The organism is Fructilactobacillus sp. YLN 2507, from assembly GCF_059614085.1.
The window spans coordinates 610,377-627,097 of sequence record NZ_CM184303.1 but is presented as its reverse complement, the minus strand read 5'-3'; the positions used below and the strand labels follow the sequence as shown (position 1 = coordinate 627,097).

Below are 16,721 nucleotides of genomic sequence, written 5' to 3'. Positions count from 1 at the left end.
ATAGGGACGATTTGGTCGCGGTTCCACCCTACTTCTGATTTTAAAAATCAGCATCTCGAAACGGATTGACTCAAAAAGCGCCAATTGTTAAAAACAATTACCATCTCGCACTAACATGGTATCGCTGAATTGCTATGATTAACAATCTTCTTTTATCTGTGTCAAATATTTAGTTAACTATATTATAATTTGATAAATTGATTCAGTCAATTATTATTGATTAATCAAGTTTGATTTTCCAACTATTCATTTGATTGAGAAATTTTTTACTTTTCAAATTCAAACCAACTGAATTATCATAAATTTTATCAATTACTTGGCGCAGTTTTTGTTTAGTAACACGGTTAACTTTAATATTATTAATTTTAGTAATATCAACTACCGAAAATAATCGTAAATAATAAATTGTTTTTTGATCCAAGTGCATCCGATGACTATCCAGAGCAAATTCATCCTCACCAATTAAGCCACCAAATTTCTCCGAATAATCATATATTTGATGATTTTTACCACAAATTGTACAATGACGAAATTCAGGAGCTACCCCCAATAATGGTAACAACTGAATTTCGATAATATTGGTGATAATTTCAGCATCAAACCCATTATTAATTAAGTTTAAAGCATAAAAGAGTTTATCAAACCAAAACTTATCTGGAACATTATCTGGTAGAGCCGCATCAATTAACCCCATTAAATAAGTCGCATAGGCATTTAAATAAATGTCTCCGCTGATTTGATCAAAATGTTTAACACTGCTTCCGTTATCAATATAAGATAACCCATTTTCTCGTAATTCACCTTCATAAGTTCCATAACTAAACGGCAAAATGTCACCAATCATTTTAAATTTAGGTCGATTTGCGCCACGCACGAAAAACATTTTTTTGCCGGCTTCAGCTGTGAAAATTTTAACCAACATATCATTTTCACGATAATTTTTGCGATAAATCAAGATTCCATGAAATGGTTTGCTTTTAGTATTTACCACAAATTTCACCTACTAATTAATAATCGTTTTTTTCACTGTAACCTAAATTATTTAAAGCTGTATCTTTATCTCGCCAACCCGATTGGACTCTAATCCACAGCTTCAGGTTAACTTTGCTACCAAGTAGTTTTTCAATTTCACGACGAGCCCCAATGCTAATATATTTAAGCAATGAACCACCTTTTCCAATGATAATTCGCTTTTGACCCTCACGTTCAACAATTATTGAGGCCTCAATTTGAACTTTTCCTTTTTCATTAGTTTTCATACTTTCAACATAAACAGCCACTGAATGAGGTATTTCTTGACGAGTATTTTCTAAAATCTTTTCACGTACAATTTCTTGTACGATAAAACGTTCAGGGTGATCAGTAACTTGATCATCGGGATAGTATTGAGGACCTTCAGGTAAATGATGAATTAAATTACTAATCAATTCATCAACATTATTACCCTTTAAAGCTGATATCGGAAAAACTTCAGCCCAATCATAAGCTTTTCGATAAGTATCCATAATTACCAATAACTGATCTGGATTGATTTCATCGATTTTATTAATAATTAGATAGACTGGTACATCAACTTTTTTTAATTGATTAATAATATAATTATCACCAGCCCCACGAGTTTCAGTGGCGCTAACCATAAATAAAACAGCTTCAACTTCACGTAATGAAGACAGTGCTGACGCATCCATATATTCGTCTAGTTTATTTTCTGGTTTATGAATTCCAGGAGTATCTAAAAAGACAATTTGTGCATCTTTATTAGTATATACCCCTTGAATCTTATTACGTGTAGTTTGTGCTTTGTCACTCATTATAGCAATTTTTTGCCCAACCACTCGATTCAAAAACGTTGATTTTCCAACATTTGGGCGACCAACAATTGCCACAAATCCTGATTTAAAATTTTCTGATTTTTCCATTTAATTTCCCTTTTTATATTAACTTTAATAAAGTTGTGCCAAAAACCACCAAGCCAATTATAATTGCAATGGTAGTCGAAAATAAAACCCATCCAGCAGCAATATCTTTAATCTTTTTTGCTAATTCACTGTAATTATTACCAATTGTTAAATCAACCAGGTATTCGGCTAAAGTATTAATAACTTCAGCCTGTAAAACCAAATAACAAGCTAGGACTAGCCACAAAAATTTAAAATAGCCGACTCGCAGAGCTAAACCTGCTAGCAATACTATAACCGTCATTAATAAATGAAACCTAAAATTTCTTTCATTACAAACTAAAGCTTTTAGTCCGTCCCAGGCATGCCCCAAGGCTTGAAAAAAATTCTTATTTTTGGTGATTTGATACTTATTTTTTGAGTCCATAATCATTTAAAATCTTTCGTTGAAGGTCAAACATCACCTTTTCATCTGCAGGATCCATGTGGTCATACCCGTTAAGGTGTAAAAATCCGTGAACAACTAAAAATCCTAATTCTCGATTAACTGAATGTCCCAAAAAATCTGCTTGCTCGTTAACTTTATCGATGCTGACAAAAATATCACCAATGTTTTCCGGAATCTCAGCTTTCATTTCATCGCTCATCATCACTGGAAAATCATCATCATTTTGATCTTCAATAGCAAAACTAATCACATCAGTTGCCCGGTTAACTTTACGATATTCTCGATTAATTTCTTGAATCCGGTCATTATTAACCATTGTAACTGACATCTCAGTGTCAGCTTTTAACCCAATTTCTTTTGCAGCAAAATCTAAAACATCGTTTATTAGTTTTTTTTGGTCTTCTGATACTTGACCGTTTGTTTCATCATAAATCTCTAAGTCCATGATTTTAATCCTTTATTTAGCTTCATTTTCATAAGCAGTAATAATTTTGGCAACGACTGGGTTTCTAACCACATCTTCTGCCGTTAATCTAACAATTTTAATGTTGCTAATATTTTTAAGAATGTGAGGCGCCGTTACCAAACCACTAGCTACATGACCCTTTAAATCAATTTGTTGAATGTCACCATTGACAATCATCTTTGAATTAAAACCTAATCGAGTTAAAAACATCTTCATTTGCTGATTAGTTGTATTTTGTGCTTCATCTAAAATTACAAAAGCATTGTCAAGAGTCCGTCCTCGCATATAAGCAAGCGGTGCAATTTCAATAACGCCTCTTTCAATTAAGCGTTCAGTATGATCCATACCTAAAATAGAATATAAAGAATCATAAAGGGGACGAAGGTATGGATCAACCTTTTCTTTCAAATCACCCGGTAAAAATCCTAAACTTTCGCCAGCTTCAACTGCTGGTCTTGTCAACACAATTTTATCTATTTTTCCTTTTTTTAGAGCAGCAACTGCCATTACAACTGCCAAATAAGTTTTTCCCGTCCCGGCAGGTCCAATGCCAAAGGTAATATCATGATGATAAATAGCTTGAATATACTCACGTTGTCCAAAATTCTTAACCCGAACCGGATTACCTTTACGGTCTTTGATTAAAACCTGATTATACAATTCTGGTAAAGCCGTAATTTTACCATTACGTGCCATTCCTACCGCAGAAACAAAATCACTAGCATTAACTTCAATTCCAGTATGAATTAATTTCAACATATTAAACAAAATATCATTAGTAAGTTGTACATCATTTTCTTCATGACCTTCTACTTTTATGACACCTGCTGAGTATCGAATCCAAACGTGAAATTCTTCCTCTAAAATTTTAATAAATGCATCCTGTGTTCCAAATAACTTGCTTTGATCATTTGGATTTTTTAATGCTAATTGTTTTTGATATTCAAAATTTTCAACCAATAAAAATAATCTCCTTAATCCTTAATTTTTCTAAATTCTAGCATAAATTTAAGGTTTAAAACAGTGATATACTCGGCATTATTTTAATCCATCGTTAACGGCCTTCTTAACTGTGTTACCATCTGCTTTTCCTTTAACTTTGCCCATTACAGCACCCATCACTTTACCAAAATCACTTTTACCAGTTGCACCCAATTGAAGGATTGTTTCTTTAACAATCTTAGTAACTTCTTCTGGTTTCATTTGTTTAGGAGCATATTTTTTTAAAATTTTCATTTCTTTTTCTTGTTGTTCAACAAGATCTTCACGGGCTCCAGCCTTAAATTGTTCAATTGAATCAAGGTGTTGTTTGATTTCACGATTAACCACTGCAGCAGTTTCACTATCACTTAATTCATGACCTAATTTAATTTTTTCATTCATTAAATTACTTTTAAGCATTCTAATAATAGTTAAATCGTCTTTTTTTCCAGCTTTCATAGCTGCTTTTAAATCGTTATTTAAAGTTTCGTTTAATGACATTTGATTTTCTCCTTAATTTTATTTAAAATTCAAAAAAAAAAGCAATCAAAAGTGATTGCTCTTTTAATTAGAACTTGCTACGGCTCTTTTTCTTTTTATTGTTACGTTTTCTTGCTGCTTCTGATTTTAATTTACGTTTAACACTAGGTTTTTCGTAAAATTCACGCTTACGAAATTCCTGGAGAGTACCGCTCTTAGAAACTGTACGTTTAAAACGACGAAGAGCATCATCAAGAGATTCGTTCTTGCGAACAACTGTTTTTGACATTTAAAAATCCCTCCCCTCCACGTTTTAGTGCGCTGGATGCTTCCACCCAACGAATATAATTATATCCCATGATAAATTTTACGTCAACGAAAGATTAAAAGAATATTTAAAAAAGTTAATCAGGGTATAATGAAAATAAACATATTTATTAAGGAGAATCTTATTATGAAGACTACTTATAACATTTTTGTTATTTCTGATTCTAGTGGACAAACTGGAACCACAATCGCTAAGACAGCAGCTGCACAATTCCCCGAGGCACGAGCTAATATCAGTCAGTATCCCTTTATTAGAACTAAATCAATTCTTAGCGGAATTTTAAAATTAGCTAAGGAAAATAACGCAATTATCTTTCACACTTTAGTTAATCCGGAACTAAGTGACATGGTTGGTCTTTTTGCTCGGCAAAATAAATTATCTAGTTTTGATTGTATTCAAAAACCAATTGAAATTATTTCTAATCGTTTAAATGAATCATCTGCAGAAGTTCCTGGACTAGTTCATAATTTAAATGCCGAATATTTTAAACGAATTGCTTCCATTGAGTTTACCGTAGCAAATGATGATGGGCGCAATCCAAATGGCTTAACCAAGGCTGATATTGTTATTTTAGGAGTATCAAGAACTTCTAAGACTCCTCTTTCACTTTATCTTGCCAATGAAAGTTATAAAGTTGCTAATCTACCAATTGGACCAAATCTTCAATTACCTAAAGAGATTTGGGAAGTTGATCCAAAAAAAATATTCGGTTTAACAAACACCGTTACTAAGCTAAAACAAATTCGATCACAAAGAATGAAAGAATACGGACTTGAGGGAGAGACTCCTTATTCTAATTCTAACAATATCAAAAACGAACTTGACTATGCTAAGAAGCTTTATAATAAAATTGGTTGTTTATCAATTAACGTTTCTAATAAATCAATTGAAGAAACTGCAACTATCATTACTGAAAGTTTACCAAAACGAACTACCTTATAGTTCCCGTTTCGAGTTCTTTTATCAATTCTGGATTAAATTTTTGTTGTCGAAGCATTGCAACTTCAAACTTGTGTGGATCAACCTTATTTTTATCATCAATTTTAATTGCAGGAGTTTCCATAATTTTAGGAATCTTCTGTAATTTTTCGTAATGAGCAATCTTATTCAAAGCTTCAAAGCCGATTGTGCCAAAACCAATATTAGCGTGTCGATCTTTATGACTTCCCATAGAGTTTTTATCATCATTCAAGTGAATAACTTTTAGACGATCTAATCCAATTACTTTATCAAAATTTTGCATCACACCTTCAAAATCATTTTTTACATCATAACCAGCATCATAAGTATGGCAAGTATCAAAACAAACTGAAACTTTATCTTTTAATTCAACACCATCAATAATTTCCGCAATTTGTTCAAAAGTGGTACCAATTTCAGTACCTTTACCAGCCATCGTTTCAATTGCAATTTGTACAGTTTGTTCTGGCTTAATTACTAAGTTTAAACCCTTGATTAATTGTTGAATTCCAGCCTCTACCCCAGCTCCTACATGTGCACCTGGATGAAGTACAATTTGAGTTGCTCCCATCGCAGCCGCACGTTCAATTTCTGTTTGTAAAAATTGGACAGCAAAATTAAAGCTTTGTGGTTTCTTAGTATTAGCAAGATTAATGATATATGGTGCATGAACTACTACTTCAAGTAATCCCTCAGCTTCCATGTATCTTTTACCCTCTGGAATCTTCAACTCATCAAGGGGTTTTCTTTTTGAATTTTGGGGTGCCCCTGTATATACCATAAAGACCGACTCATCATCATTTTTTGCTTCTTCAGCTGAACCTAAAAACATTTTAGGGGCTTTCATGGATACATGAGAACCAATTAAAAATTCATTAGTCATTTACTTTCTCCTTTGGGTGCTGTAAAACATATTTATTTAAAACTCGTTGATATGCTTTTCCATCATTATAAGTATTCCACATCGCATTAAAATCAGAAAAATCTACTTTCTTATTCTCTATTACTGCTTTTCTTAACTGACCAACTGTATGAATTGGTTTACTTGGTAACCAATTTTCGAAGCCCACTTGAATTCCTGGGTTTTTGGAATATTCTTGATAATCATACATAAAAAAAATCATTGATCGAGCTTGGGGCATCAAACTGTAGTCAAAAGAATATGATGAATAATCTGTTACAAAAGTATCAGCAATCGTCATTAAATCAGTTGCTGTAAATTCATCATAAATTTTGACATTTTTTAAGTTAAATTGTTCTAATTTTAATTTTGCTCGATCAACTTCCTGATACAATTTAACAGCTACAATTGCGTTAGAATCAGCAGCTAATGCTTGCATAGTTCCTTCTGGAGGATTGATTTTACTATCTGAACGGTAGGTAGGCAAATATAGAATGACTCGTTTATCTTTTAGTTCGGGTGCTGCAGTATAAACCCGTTTTCGAACAATATTAATCCATTTATCACTAAATAAACGATCAGATCTAGGGGTGCCTAAAAACTGCATCTTTTGATAAGGCTGTTTAAAACTATTTTCAAAAACTTCTGCCATTGCTTGCGAACCTACCACAAAATTATCAAAACTATTATAAACTTTGTAATGACGTCGTTTTTTAATCCAAGAATAGTTCTCAAATTTAGGGGTATCAATCCCAAAGCATTTAATTGAACCATCAGAATGCCACAATTGAATAATTTTCATCTTATTTTTTGGATGAACTAATCCAGCCAGAAATGCATAATAATTATCCACAAAAACCGTTCGCGCTGACATAATTTGTGGAATCATCCGCATAGCAAAAGAAAAACTACGCCTCATTGGAATTGCCTTAATTCCAAAAGCCTGTAAATCATATGCTGCTACCATAACTCTTGGGTTATAAAATACAATTAACTTTTGGTTAGCTGGTAAAAGCGCCGCTGTTTGTTTAATCATATGTAAATTATTGTTATAGCTCATAATATAACAAATATTTTTCTTTTTTGTGAAATAAAACAAACTTGAAAGTAATTTAACAAAAATAACATATATAAATTTCATTTTAATCCGCCATCTAATTAATTATTTATTTTGGTTTATTTTCATAGAAGTGTCCAAAAACCTCATCAACATCAACCGCAACTGCAAATGCATTTGGATCTGATTCCTTTAAAGCCTCATCCAGTTCATTCTTTTCATATCGCGAAATTACCGTAAAAAGAACCGTTTTGGGTTGATGATTATAAGCGCCCTCGGCATGATTGACAATTGTAATTCCCCGTTGCATATGATTTTGAATACTATCAATAACAGTTTTAGGCATACTAGTAATAATCATAACTTCCATTCTTTGTTGCCGAGTATATGTCATATCCATAACTTTTGCATTTACTAATAATCCAATTGAAGAATAAAAGGCATAAGGCCATCCATACATAAAACCGGCTGACAAAATAATAAAAGCATTAAAAGCAATATTAATGGTTCCAATTGATTTTCCAGTTTTTCGTTGAATCACAATTCCAAGAATATCTAACCCCCCAGTTGAAATTTGATTCTTTAATGCTAATCCAGTTCCAAAACCGTTAACTGCTCCCCCAAAAATTGCACAAATTAGTGGATCAGTAGTTAGTGTCATAGGATGTAAAATTTTAATCATGGAACTTGCAAGAAATACTGATAAGAAAGTAAAAATTGCAAATTGATGTCCAATCGCTTTCCAAGCCAAAAATAACAAAGGAATGTTTAAAATAAATAATCCTGCAGCTGTTGATATGGTAAAAGATGTGTATCGTTGTGTAATAGTTGTAAGCAATTGGGCAAATCCAGTTATCCCAGAAGAATAAATGTGTCCAGGATTCCAAAAAAAGTTCATTGCAATTGAAACTAATAACGCATAGATAAATGATGTTGAAATTTTTGCCAGAATTTGATGTCTTCTGATAACTTTATGCACGTCATTCATATAAATACCTTCTATAATAATTGATTATTGTCATTCCATAGTATAACATTCTCACTTTTAAAAAAATAGAAAGTCACTAAAATTAGTAACTTTCTATTTTTAATTATTTTTCTTCATCTGGATGATCAATTGTGATCCCTAAATCTTTTAATTGTTTTGGTGCAACTGCAGATGGAGCACCAGTTAAGGGTTCAACTGCTTTAGAATTTTTAGGAAAGGCAATTACATCACGAATATTACCACGATTAGCAATTAAACGAGCAAAGCGATCTAACCCAATTGCTAACCCACCATGTGGTGGAAATCCATAATCTAAAGCTCTCAAGAAATAACCAAATTGAGCTTCAGCACTTTCTTTGGTAAAGCCTAAAGCACGGAACATTTTTTCTTGTAATTCACGAGTATGAATACGGATTGATCCGCCACCTAATTCAAGACCATTTAAAATAATATCATAACTTTGAGCATGGGCCTGATGTGGATCTTCTCCTTCATCAAGATAATGTTCGTCACCTTCATTTGGCATTGTAAATGGGTGATGAGCAGCAGTCCAACGTTGATCACCTTCATCATATTCAAATAGTGGCCAATCAACAACCCAAAGAAAGTTAAACTTATCAGTTGGAATCATATTTTGTTCTTTTGCAATGGCAACTCGCAAATAGCCTAGCGTATCAGCAACCACTTTAGCACGATCTGCCGCAAATAGAATTAAATCACCTGGTTTGGCTTCAGTTTGTGTTTTAATAGCTTCAATCTGTTTTGGTTCTTTGAAAAATTTGGCAACTGGACCAGAAAAACCATCATCAGTTACTTTCATCCAGGCTAATCCTTTAGCACCAAACCGCTTTACATAATCAGTGTATTTATCAATTTCTTTACGAGAATATTCACTTGCACCACTTGGAACAACAATCGCCTTAACCTGACCACCATTTTCCACAGCTGAGCTGAATACTTTAAACTCAGAATCTTTGACAGTGTCCGATAAATCTTTTAATTCCATACCAAAACGCGTATCAGGCTGATCAGTTCCAAATCGATCCATTGATTCTTGCCAAGAAATACGATCAAACGGAAGCTTAACATCATAATTAATTGTTTCTTTCATGACCCGCTTAATCAAACCTTCAGTAATATCTTGAATTTCATCTGCACTCATAAATGATGTTTCCAAGTCAATTTGTGTAAATTCTGGTTGACGATCTCCACGTAAATCTTCATCACGGAAACAACGAGCAATTTGATAATAACGATCAAATCCAGCTCCCATCAACATTTGTTTAAATTGTTGCGGAGATTGAGGCAACGCATAAAATGAACCTGGATATACACGAGATGGAACTAAATAATCACGAGCTCCTTCAGGCGTTGAAACTGTTAAATCAGGAGTCTCAATGTCCAAAAATCCATGTTCGTCAAGATAGCTATGAGTAGCCTGTGAAATTCGGTTACGAATCATCAAACCTTTTTGCATATAAGGACGACGCAAATCTAAATAACGATATTTCAATCGCAAATCATCAGAAGCATTCGTATCGTCTTTGATATCAAATGGAACTGGCTTTGACTTACTTAAAATTTTAGCATCCGTCACATGAACTTCAACTTTACCAGTAAACAAGTCTGGATTAATTTCATTTTGTGAACGAGCCACAACCTTTCCCTTAACTTCAATGACATACTCATTTTTCATTGCCTCAGCCACATCAAATGCCGATTGACTATCACTTGCATTGAATACTAATTGAACAATTCCTTCACGATCACGTAAATCGATAAAGATTAAACTTCCAAGATTCCTTTTTTTAGCAACCCATCCATCAAGTGTCACTTCTTGATCTAAAAATTTTTCGTTAATTTGACCGGCGTATGCAGTTCTTTTCATAACCAAGTTCCCCTTTTTAAATAAATAAAAAAGACCGTGTTAAATTGCAACAAGGGCGCAATTAGCACGGTACCACCTTTTTTATTTCTTTTAATTATTTGATCTATACCTAGATGTGTCTTTGATAGTTTCAAATTACGCATTTCCATCATATAGCGCTCTCTAAAATTTGAATTGTCTATCTACTATTCATCATAATCGGCTAAATATTCTCTTTAAGAATAATAACTTTTTCAAAAAATGTCAAGATATGAAATTTGAAATGATTTAATTAGTAACTTTCACCTAAATATATTATTATTAGAATAATTACGTTTTTTATAGAAGGATTGCTTATGAATTTAGAAATCAAAAACAAACGAGGATTTACCTTTACTTTAATCGTTACATTAGCAACTTGTTTAATTTTACTAATTCTTTTACTAAGAAATAACGTCATGATTCATTGTAATAACTTACAAGTTAAAAGTGGCCCAAATATTTCTTATCAAACGACAGGTAAAATTAATGCTGGCACACGTGTACAAATCTTAAATCGAAAAGATAATTGGGATCGGGTCGTCTATGACCATAGTAAAATCGGATGGATTCCAGATTGGTTAGTTAATAATAAAACTTTAAAAAATGCTACTAACTTATCTGAAACAACCATTGTTCTTGATCCAGGACATGGCGGTAATGATTCCGGAGCCCTATCAACTAAAAATAAAATGGAAAAAACATATACTTTGCAAGTGGCACAAAGAACAGCCAAAAAATTAAAGGAACAAGGCGCAAATGTTATTATGACTCGTGACACTGATAAAACGGTCAGTTTATTTAGCCGTCCTAACTTTTCAACCAATAACAACGCTAATCTATTCGTTAGTTTTCACTTTGACTCTTCTCCAGAGGATAATACCGCTTCTGGAATTACTAGTTATTATTATCATAATGGCTTATCCCTTAAATTAGCAACCGACATTAACCAGCAAATGAGCAATATTCCAATTGACAATCGTGGAATTCAATTTGGTGATTTTTTAGTCATTCGCGATGTTAAAGTTCCATCAGTATTATTGGAAATGGGTTACATTAATGATAATGATGATTTTAAACACATTGAAAGTCCACAATATCAAGCAACAATTGCCCAAGATGTTACAGAAGGAATTGAAAAATACATTAATTCAACTTATTAAGAATAAAAAACCATGTCATAGTTCTTCACTTTAAAGAAACTCATGACATGGTTTTTAGTTTGTCTTATTAGTTAATAATTGGCAATAATTCTTGGTAGTTTCGAATTATATAATCAGCTTGAGTTGTTTCAATTAAATAATCATAATCAAACAAAATTGTTTTAACTGCTGCATTGTTTCCGGCTTCAACGTCCAAAATTCGATCGCCAATCATTGCCGTTTTGGTACGACTTAAATCTAACTCATGAATTAAATAATTTAACGATTCTGGATTAGGTTTTCGTTTAAAATGGCTAGCGCTGGTCACAAATCCAGTAAAAAAATGTTTTAGGTCATACTTTTCTAATAAAAATAAGGCCTGCTGGTTTCGATGAGTTAGTAAAGCATTTTGTCCGCCATTATCAATGACTTTTTGCAAGATAGCTTTAACACTCGAAAATGGTCGTGATAATTCTACTTCATCTTTTTCAAACTCATGATATGACTTTAATAAATCGGCTTGGTTAAGCCCAAAGCGCGCACTATATTTTGTTATTGCTGATCCTAATGAATGTATTCGCATTTGCTCGTAAATATCATCTGGGTCAATTTCAATTTCATCGATCCCATGAAATTGCAGTGCTTTATTAAATGAGGTTACCATAAAAGGATAAGTATTGAATAAGGTTCCATCAAAATCCCAAATTAAATTTTTTAGCATTATTTCACCTGATAATTTAATTCAAAAGTAGCAGGGCCATCATTTTCTAATTCAACTTGCATATCTGCTCCAAAAATTCCTGTTTGGACTTCTACATTCTCATTTTCTAAGGCTGAATTAAAAGCTTCATACATGAGCTTAGCTTCAATCGGATCTCCGGCACCTTTGAAAGAAGGCCGATTACCATGTTCCAATGCTGCTAATAAAGTAAATTGTGAAACTGATAAAATTTTACCGTTAATTTGATGAATATTTAAATTCATTTTCCCATTCTCATCCTCAAAAACTCGTAATTTAGCAATTTTATTAGCTAAATGATTAACGGTCGCTTGATTATCACCTTCTTCTGCTCCCACCAAAATCATAAATCCTTTTTTAATTGAGCCAATAACTTCTTTATCAACTTTAACGGTTGCCTGATTTACCCTTTGAATAACTAATTTCACTATCTAATTTACCTCCTATCCTAATATTCGGTGAACCTTCTTTACGCCTGATACAATTTTTAAACTATCAATTACTTCATGTAATTGCTTAAGATTTTTAACATTCATAATTACTACAATGGTCAACACCGTATCATCATGAACTTTACCATTAATCGAAGTAACTACCGCAGGACTATTATTTAATTTTTTTACAACATCATTAAAAATTCCATTTCGATTATAAGCATCGATTTTAATTTTAGAGGGATAATTAATCAAATTATTATTTGGATTAGACCAGTAGGCATCGATCATCCGACTCTGTTCATCAGTTTTAATGTTTGGACATCCTAACCGATGAATGGTAATTCCTCGACCTTTAGTAATGTATCCCTTAATACGGTCGCCCGGCAATGGCAAACAACAATGGCTCATTCTAACTAAGACGTTATCAATTCCTTCAATGATAACGTTATCTGCTGGATTACTTCCTGACTGTTGATTAGTAGAAACTTTAGTTGATACGGTTTGATTGGTTTGTTCTAATAGGGCTTTTTCTTCAGCCTGTTTTTTTATTTTTTCTTGTTCATTTCTAATATCGCTAGTAAACCGATTTGCTACCCCTTGAACATGAATATCACCAAATCCTAAAGATGCTAATAAATCATCTTTAGTACGATAATGAAGTTCATCAATTACCCGATCCCAATTTTCTGAAGTTAGAATTTCATTAGGCTGATATCCACTTTCTTCCAAATGAGTCGTTAACATATCAAGACCTGACTTAATATCATCATCACGTCCTTGCTTTTTAAAAAATTGATTAATTTTATGTTTAGCACCATTCGTATGAACTAAATCTAACCAATTTTTCCCCGGACCAGTAGAATTAGCTGAGGTAATAATTTCAACAATATCACCATTTTTTATTTGATAGTCCAATGAAACCATCTTTCCATTTACTCGAGCACCCGTAGTTTTATTTCCAACTTGAGTATGGATTACATAGGCCATATCAAGCGGACCAGAACCCTTAGGCAATTCCAATACATCCCCAGCTGGTGTAAATGCATAAACATTATCGGAAAACAAATCTCCTTTCACACTGTCCATAAAATCAGAAGCGTTATCGGTTTCTTCTTGAATTTCAATAATCCGCTTAAACCAGTTTAATTGAACTCCATCTTTATCGTTTTTGACCTCTTCAGTACTACCTTGTTTGTATGCCCAGTGAGCAGCAACCCCATATTCAGCAATTTGATGCATTTGATGAGTTCTAATTTGAATTTCCAATGGTTTGCCTTCAGGACCAATTACTGTAGTATGCAAGGATTGATACATATTCGGCTTGGGCATAGCAATATAGTCTTTAAAACGTCCAGGGATCGGATGCCATTTAGCGTGAATAGCTCCTAAAACGGTATAACAATCTTTAATTGAATTAACTAACACTCGAATCGCAGAAAGATCATAAATATCTTCAAACTTTTTATGTTTATCAACCATCTTTTTATAAATTGAATAAATATGTTTAGGTCGACCATAAATATCCGCCTCAATTTTAAAATCACTAATTGCATTTTTTACTTCTTCAATTGCATTTACAATATACGCTTCTCGTTCATTTCGCTTTGATTTCATTGAATGAGCAATTTCATAGTATTCTTGGGGTTTCAAATATCGCAATGACATATCTTGAAGCTCCCATTTAACAGTTCCCATTCCTAACCTATCAGCAATTGGAGCATAAATATCCATTGTTTCTTCAGCAAATTTTCTCTGATATACTTCATTTCCAAGTGATTCCAAAGTATCCATATTATGCATTCGGTCTGCTAACTTAACAATCATGACTCGAATATCTTTACACATTACTAAAAGTAATTTTCGATAGTTTTCAGCGAGTTGTTCCTTGTTAGATTTATATTTAATTTTACTAATTTTAGTTACGCCATCAACAATTAACGCAACATTTTCACCAAACTTATTTTTTACATCTTCGAGTTGCACATTACTATCTTCAACTACATCATGTAAAAATCCTGCTGTGACAGTTTCATAATCCATATTTAAGTCTGCCAAAATTCCAGCTACTTGAGTTACATGTGAGAGATAAGTACCACCAGATGAACGTCGTTTAGAACCATGAGCCTTTTTTGCAAATTCATATGCTTGTTTGATTGTTTTTACCTGTTCATTCGTCATGCTTTTCGTAGCTTTTGCAAAAATTTCATCTGCAGTCCACGTTTTTAAACTTGCCATCTTTTACATCTCCTCACTTTTTGTTTTTTTTAACAATTTAGTTCGCAAATAAACGACTATAATAAATATTTTATCACGTTAGTTCGGAAAGTGCAGATACCACACTCAAAAAATAAAGTGGTGCCGATTCTGTGCGTAAAATTCTAGGACCTAATCCTACTAACGTAAAATTCATTGCTTCTAATTTACTAATTTCAGCAGGTGAAATCCCACCTTCAGGACCAAAGAAAGCTAACAATTGATTTCCTGGTTGAAGTGAATTAATCACTTTAACTAAATTACTACTCTCACCTTGCTTTGCTGACTCTTCATAAGCTGCTACTTTCTGTGTTACAGAAATTTTCCCTAGCTCATTTAAATCATTTAAATAACTAACTTGAGGAATTAAATTACGATGCGATTGTTCCGCAGCACTTTTGGCTATTTTTTGTAAACGTTCTACTTTCTTACCTGCTTTTTGATTCCACTTAGCAATTGCCCAGTCAGTTGGTAAAAAAATGATTTTACTAGCCCCCATTTCAGTAGCCTTTTGCACAATTAGTTCGGCCTTTCCACTCTTAGGTAACCCGCATGCAAGCGTTACTTTAATTGGCAATTCAACGTTATTATCAACCTGTTTTATTATTTCAATGGTGGCCGTTTGTTCATCAATTAGCTCACCAACAAAAAGAATCTGATTATTAGAGACAAATTCAGCTTGACTTCCTTTTTCAGCTCGCATGACTCGTAACCAATGTTTTTGAATTTCAGTTGGTAATTCCACTTGTTCCCCAACCTTTAAGGCATGGTTCAAAAAATAATGTTGCATAGTTATTCCCCTTTAGTTGCAATTATTGAACGCCAGTCATCAACTTCCATCACTTGATTAATTTTAAATCCATTTTGCTCAAGCGTTTTTAGTATAATCTCAAGTTTATCAACATAAATTCCTGCCATAATAAACTTTCCACCTTGGTTTAAATGAGAAACTGCTTGGGGAATTAAGGGTAAAAGTACTTCCGCTAACATATTAGCAACAATCACTTCTGCTGTACCTATGATTCCATCTAAAAGACTATTAACGCTCACCGTAATATCTTCCGTTCCAGGATTTAATGCAAAATTTTTTTTGGTAGATTCAACCGCAATGGGATCATTATCCCAAGCCTCAATTTTACCAGCTCCTAATTTTCTGGCTGCAATACTTAATACACCTGACCCAGTCCCAACGTCAAATACTTTTTCACCACCACGTAATGTGATTTCAAGTGCTTGCATTGCCATTTTAGTTGTCGGATGGGTTCCTGTTCCAAACGCCATTCCTGGATCTAATTTAATAATCAATTGATCAGATGCCTTTTTTTGATAGTCCTCCCAGGCTGGAACAATCGTTAAATACCTGGTAATTCGCTCTGCATGGTAATAATCCTCCCAGTTGTAAGCCCAACTCTTTTCTTCGATATCACTAACTAGAACATTTGCCTGACCGGGATTTAACCCAAACTTTTTTAAAGCTTTGGTTTTATTTTCTATAATTTTTTTAAGCTCATCAACATCAACGTTTTCTGAAAAATAGGTAATAACCGTGGCTGCATCATCATTAGTATCATCATCAATCTGAATTCCTTGAGCAGCTTGTTCCATTAAAATATTTGAAACTGCTGGAACAGCTTCCTTAGTTGTAATTACTTTAAACTCGATTAAATTCATTGTTATTCTCCATTCCTAATTATAAAATTAATTATTAAAAAAGCATCCATATTTCAGGATGCAAAT

18 protein-coding genes are annotated in these 16,721 nt (G+C 33.1%); 2 read left to right on the top strand and 16 right to left on the bottom strand.

Annotation, left to right across the window (positions count from 1 at the left end; genetic code table 11):
- Nucleotides 1–220: 220 nt before the first annotated feature.
- The 7 genes from recO to rpsU form a co-directional block, all read right to left on the bottom strand.
- Nucleotides 221–991: a DNA repair protein RecO gene (gene recO / locus AC0GLY_RS03325; RefSeq protein ID WP_496612111.1), complete on the bottom strand. Its 771-nt coding sequence runs from the start codon at nt 989–991 to the stop codon at nt 221–223.
- 16 nt (nt 992–1,007) lie between these two features.
- Entirely contained in the window at nt 1,008–1,919 is a 912-nt protein-coding gene (era, locus tag AC0GLY_RS03320) for a GTPase Era (RefSeq protein ID WP_496612110.1), read from the bottom strand.
- Between the two features lie 13 nt (nt 1,920–1,932).
- Complete coding sequence (locus AC0GLY_RS03315; protein WP_496612109.1) at nt 1,933–2,325, bottom strand: diacylglycerol kinase family protein; 393 nt, start codon at nt 2,323–2,325, stop codon at nt 1,933–1,935.
- The gene (gene ybeY / locus AC0GLY_RS03310; protein ID WP_496612108.1) at nt 2,309–2,791 is read right to left on the bottom strand and encodes an rRNA maturation RNase YbeY; all 483 of its coding nucleotides are present in this window, start codon (nt 2,789–2,791) and stop codon (nt 2,309–2,311) included. The genes AC0GLY_RS03315 and ybeY overlap by 17 nt, the downstream gene beginning before the upstream one ends.
- Nucleotides 2,792–2,803: 12 nt before the next feature.
- Complete coding sequence (locus AC0GLY_RS03305) at nt 2,804–3,772, bottom strand: PhoH family protein (RefSeq protein WP_496612107.1); 969 nt, start codon at nt 3,770–3,772, stop codon at nt 2,804–2,806.
- 78 nt (nt 3,773–3,850) lie between these two features.
- Nucleotides 3,851–4,294, bottom strand: a complete 444-nt coding sequence (locus AC0GLY_RS03300; RefSeq protein WP_496612106.1) for a GatB/YqeY domain-containing protein — start codon at nt 4,292–4,294, stop codon at nt 3,851–3,853.
- Nucleotides 4,295–4,361: 67 nt separating this feature from the next.
- Nucleotides 4,362–4,562 carry a 30S ribosomal protein S21 gene (rpsU, locus tag AC0GLY_RS03295; protein ID WP_014082053.1) on the bottom strand — a complete coding sequence of 67 codons (201 nt, stop codon included), beginning with the start codon at nt 4,560–4,562 and terminating at the stop codon, nt 4,362–4,364.
- A 165-nt stretch (nt 4,563–4,727) separates the two neighbouring features.
- On the opposite strand from rpsU, the gene AC0GLY_RS03290 reads away from it, so the two are divergent.
- Entirely contained in the window at nt 4,728–5,543 is an 816-nt protein-coding gene (locus AC0GLY_RS03290; RefSeq protein WP_496612105.1) for a pyruvate, water dikinase regulatory protein, read from the top strand.
- On the opposite strand, the gene AC0GLY_RS03285 is transcribed toward AC0GLY_RS03290, so the two are convergent.
- The 4 genes from AC0GLY_RS03285 to aspS all read right to left on the bottom strand — a co-directional run bounded on the left by AC0GLY_RS03285 (nt 5,533) and on the right by aspS (nt 10,395).
- Nucleotides 5,533–6,444, bottom strand: a complete 912-nt coding sequence (locus AC0GLY_RS03285) for a deoxyribonuclease IV (protein WP_496612104.1) — start codon at nt 6,442–6,444, stop codon at nt 5,533–5,535. The two genes, AC0GLY_RS03290 and AC0GLY_RS03285, sit on opposite strands and share 11 nt — an antisense overlap.
- A complete protein-coding gene (locus AC0GLY_RS03280; RefSeq protein ID WP_496612103.1) occupies nt 6,437–7,603 on the bottom strand; it encodes a CDP-glycerol glycerophosphotransferase family protein in 1,167 nt (388 codons plus the stop codon). The genes AC0GLY_RS03285 and AC0GLY_RS03280 overlap by 8 nt, the downstream gene beginning before the upstream one ends.
- A 25-nt stretch (nt 7,604–7,628) precedes the next feature.
- Nucleotides 7,629–8,507, bottom strand: coding sequence for a YitT family protein (locus AC0GLY_RS03275; RefSeq protein ID WP_496612102.1), 879 nt, complete (start codon nt 8,505–8,507; stop codon nt 7,629–7,631).
- 103 nt (nt 8,508–8,610) lie between these two features.
- Nucleotides 8,611–10,395 (bottom strand): aspartate--tRNA ligase, encoded by a 1,785-nt coding sequence (gene aspS / locus AC0GLY_RS03270; RefSeq protein WP_496612101.1) that lies wholly within the window; start codon nt 10,393–10,395, stop codon nt 8,611–8,613.
- A 335-nt stretch (nt 10,396–10,730) separates the two neighbouring features.
- Between aspS and AC0GLY_RS03265 the strand changes: the two genes are divergently transcribed.
- Nucleotides 10,731–11,576, top strand: coding sequence for an N-acetylmuramoyl-L-alanine amidase family protein (locus AC0GLY_RS03265; RefSeq protein WP_496612100.1), 846 nt, complete (start codon nt 10,731–10,733; stop codon nt 11,574–11,576).
- A gap of 67 nt (nt 11,577–11,643) precedes the next feature.
- On the opposite strand, the gene AC0GLY_RS03260 is transcribed toward AC0GLY_RS03265, so the two are convergent.
- The 5 genes from AC0GLY_RS03260 to prmA all read right to left on the bottom strand — a co-directional run bounded on the left by AC0GLY_RS03260 (nt 11,644) and on the right by prmA (nt 16,655).
- Nucleotides 11,644–12,276 carry an HAD-IA family hydrolase gene (locus AC0GLY_RS03260; protein WP_496612099.1) on the bottom strand — a complete coding sequence of 211 codons (633 nt, stop codon included), beginning with the start codon at nt 12,274–12,276 and terminating at the stop codon, nt 11,644–11,646.
- Nucleotides 12,276–12,722 carry a D-aminoacyl-tRNA deacylase gene (gene dtd, locus AC0GLY_RS03255; protein ID WP_496612098.1) on the bottom strand — a complete coding sequence of 149 codons (447 nt, stop codon included), beginning with the start codon at nt 12,720–12,722 and terminating at the stop codon, nt 12,276–12,278. Before dtd ends, AC0GLY_RS03260 begins: the two co-directional genes overlap by 1 nt.
- 15 nt (nt 12,723–12,737) lie before the next feature.
- A complete protein-coding gene (locus AC0GLY_RS03250) occupies nt 12,738–14,966 on the bottom strand; it encodes a RelA/SpoT family protein (protein WP_496612097.1) in 2,229 nt (742 codons plus the stop codon).
- A 73-nt stretch (nt 14,967–15,039) separates the two neighbouring features.
- Nucleotides 15,040–15,774 carry a 16S rRNA (uracil(1498)-N(3))-methyltransferase gene (locus tag AC0GLY_RS03245; protein ID WP_496612096.1) on the bottom strand — a complete coding sequence of 245 codons (735 nt, stop codon included), beginning with the start codon at nt 15,772–15,774 and terminating at the stop codon, nt 15,040–15,042.
- A 2-nt stretch (nt 15,775–15,776) separates the two neighbouring features.
- Complete coding sequence (prmA, locus tag AC0GLY_RS03240) at nt 15,777–16,655, bottom strand: 50S ribosomal protein L11 methyltransferase (protein WP_496612095.1); 879 nt, start codon at nt 16,653–16,655, stop codon at nt 15,777–15,779.
- Between the last annotated feature and the right edge of the window lie 66 nt (nt 16,656–16,721).

Coding starts and splice junctions, on each gene's coding strand:
- era (WP_496612110.1), bottom strand. CDS start 1,919: ATGGAAAAATCAGAAAATTTTAAATCAGGATTTGTGGCAATTGTTGGT.
- AC0GLY_RS03315 (WP_496612109.1), bottom strand. CDS start 2,325: ATGGACTCAAAAAATAAGTATCAAATCACCAAAAATAAGAATTTTTTT.
- ybeY (WP_496612108.1), bottom strand. CDS start 2,791: ATGGACTTAGAGATTTATGATGAAACAAACGGTCAAGTATCAGAAGAC.
- AC0GLY_RS03300 (WP_496612106.1), bottom strand. CDS start 4,294: ATGTCATTAAACGAAACTTTAAATAACGATTTAAAAGCAGCTATGAAA.
- rpsU (WP_014082053.1), bottom strand. CDS start 4,562: ATGTCAAAAACAGTTGTTCGCAAGAACGAATCTCTTGATGATGCTCTT.
- AC0GLY_RS03290 (WP_496612105.1), top strand. CDS start 4,728: ATGAAGACTACTTATAACATTTTTGTTATTTCTGATTCTAGTGGACAA.
- AC0GLY_RS03285 (WP_496612104.1), bottom strand. CDS start 6,444: ATGACTAATGAATTTTTAATTGGTTCTCATGTATCCATGAAAGCCCCT.
- AC0GLY_RS03280 (WP_496612103.1), bottom strand. CDS start 7,603: ATGAAATTTATATATGTTATTTTTGTTAAATTACTTTCAAGTTTGTTT.
- AC0GLY_RS03275 (WP_496612102.1), bottom strand. CDS start 8,507: ATGAATGACGTGCATAAAGTTATCAGAAGACATCAAATTCTGGCAAAA.
- aspS (WP_496612101.1), bottom strand. CDS start 10,395: ATGAAAAGAACTGCATACGCCGGTCAAATTAACGAAAAATTTTTAGAT.
- AC0GLY_RS03265 (WP_496612100.1), top strand. CDS start 10,731: ATGAATTTAGAAATCAAAAACAAACGAGGATTTACCTTTACTTTAATC.
- AC0GLY_RS03260 (WP_496612099.1), bottom strand. CDS start 12,276: ATGCTAAAAAATTTAATTTGGGATTTTGATGGAACCTTATTCAATACT.
- AC0GLY_RS03250 (WP_496612097.1), bottom strand. CDS start 14,966: ATGGCAAGTTTAAAAACGTGGACTGCAGATGAAATTTTTGCAAAAGCT.
- AC0GLY_RS03245 (WP_496612096.1), bottom strand. CDS start 15,774: ATGCAACATTATTTTTTGAACCATGCCTTAAAGGTTGGGGAACAAGTG.
- prmA (WP_496612095.1), bottom strand. CDS start 16,655: ATGAATTTAATCGAGTTTAAAGTAATTACAACTAAGGAAGCTGTTCCA.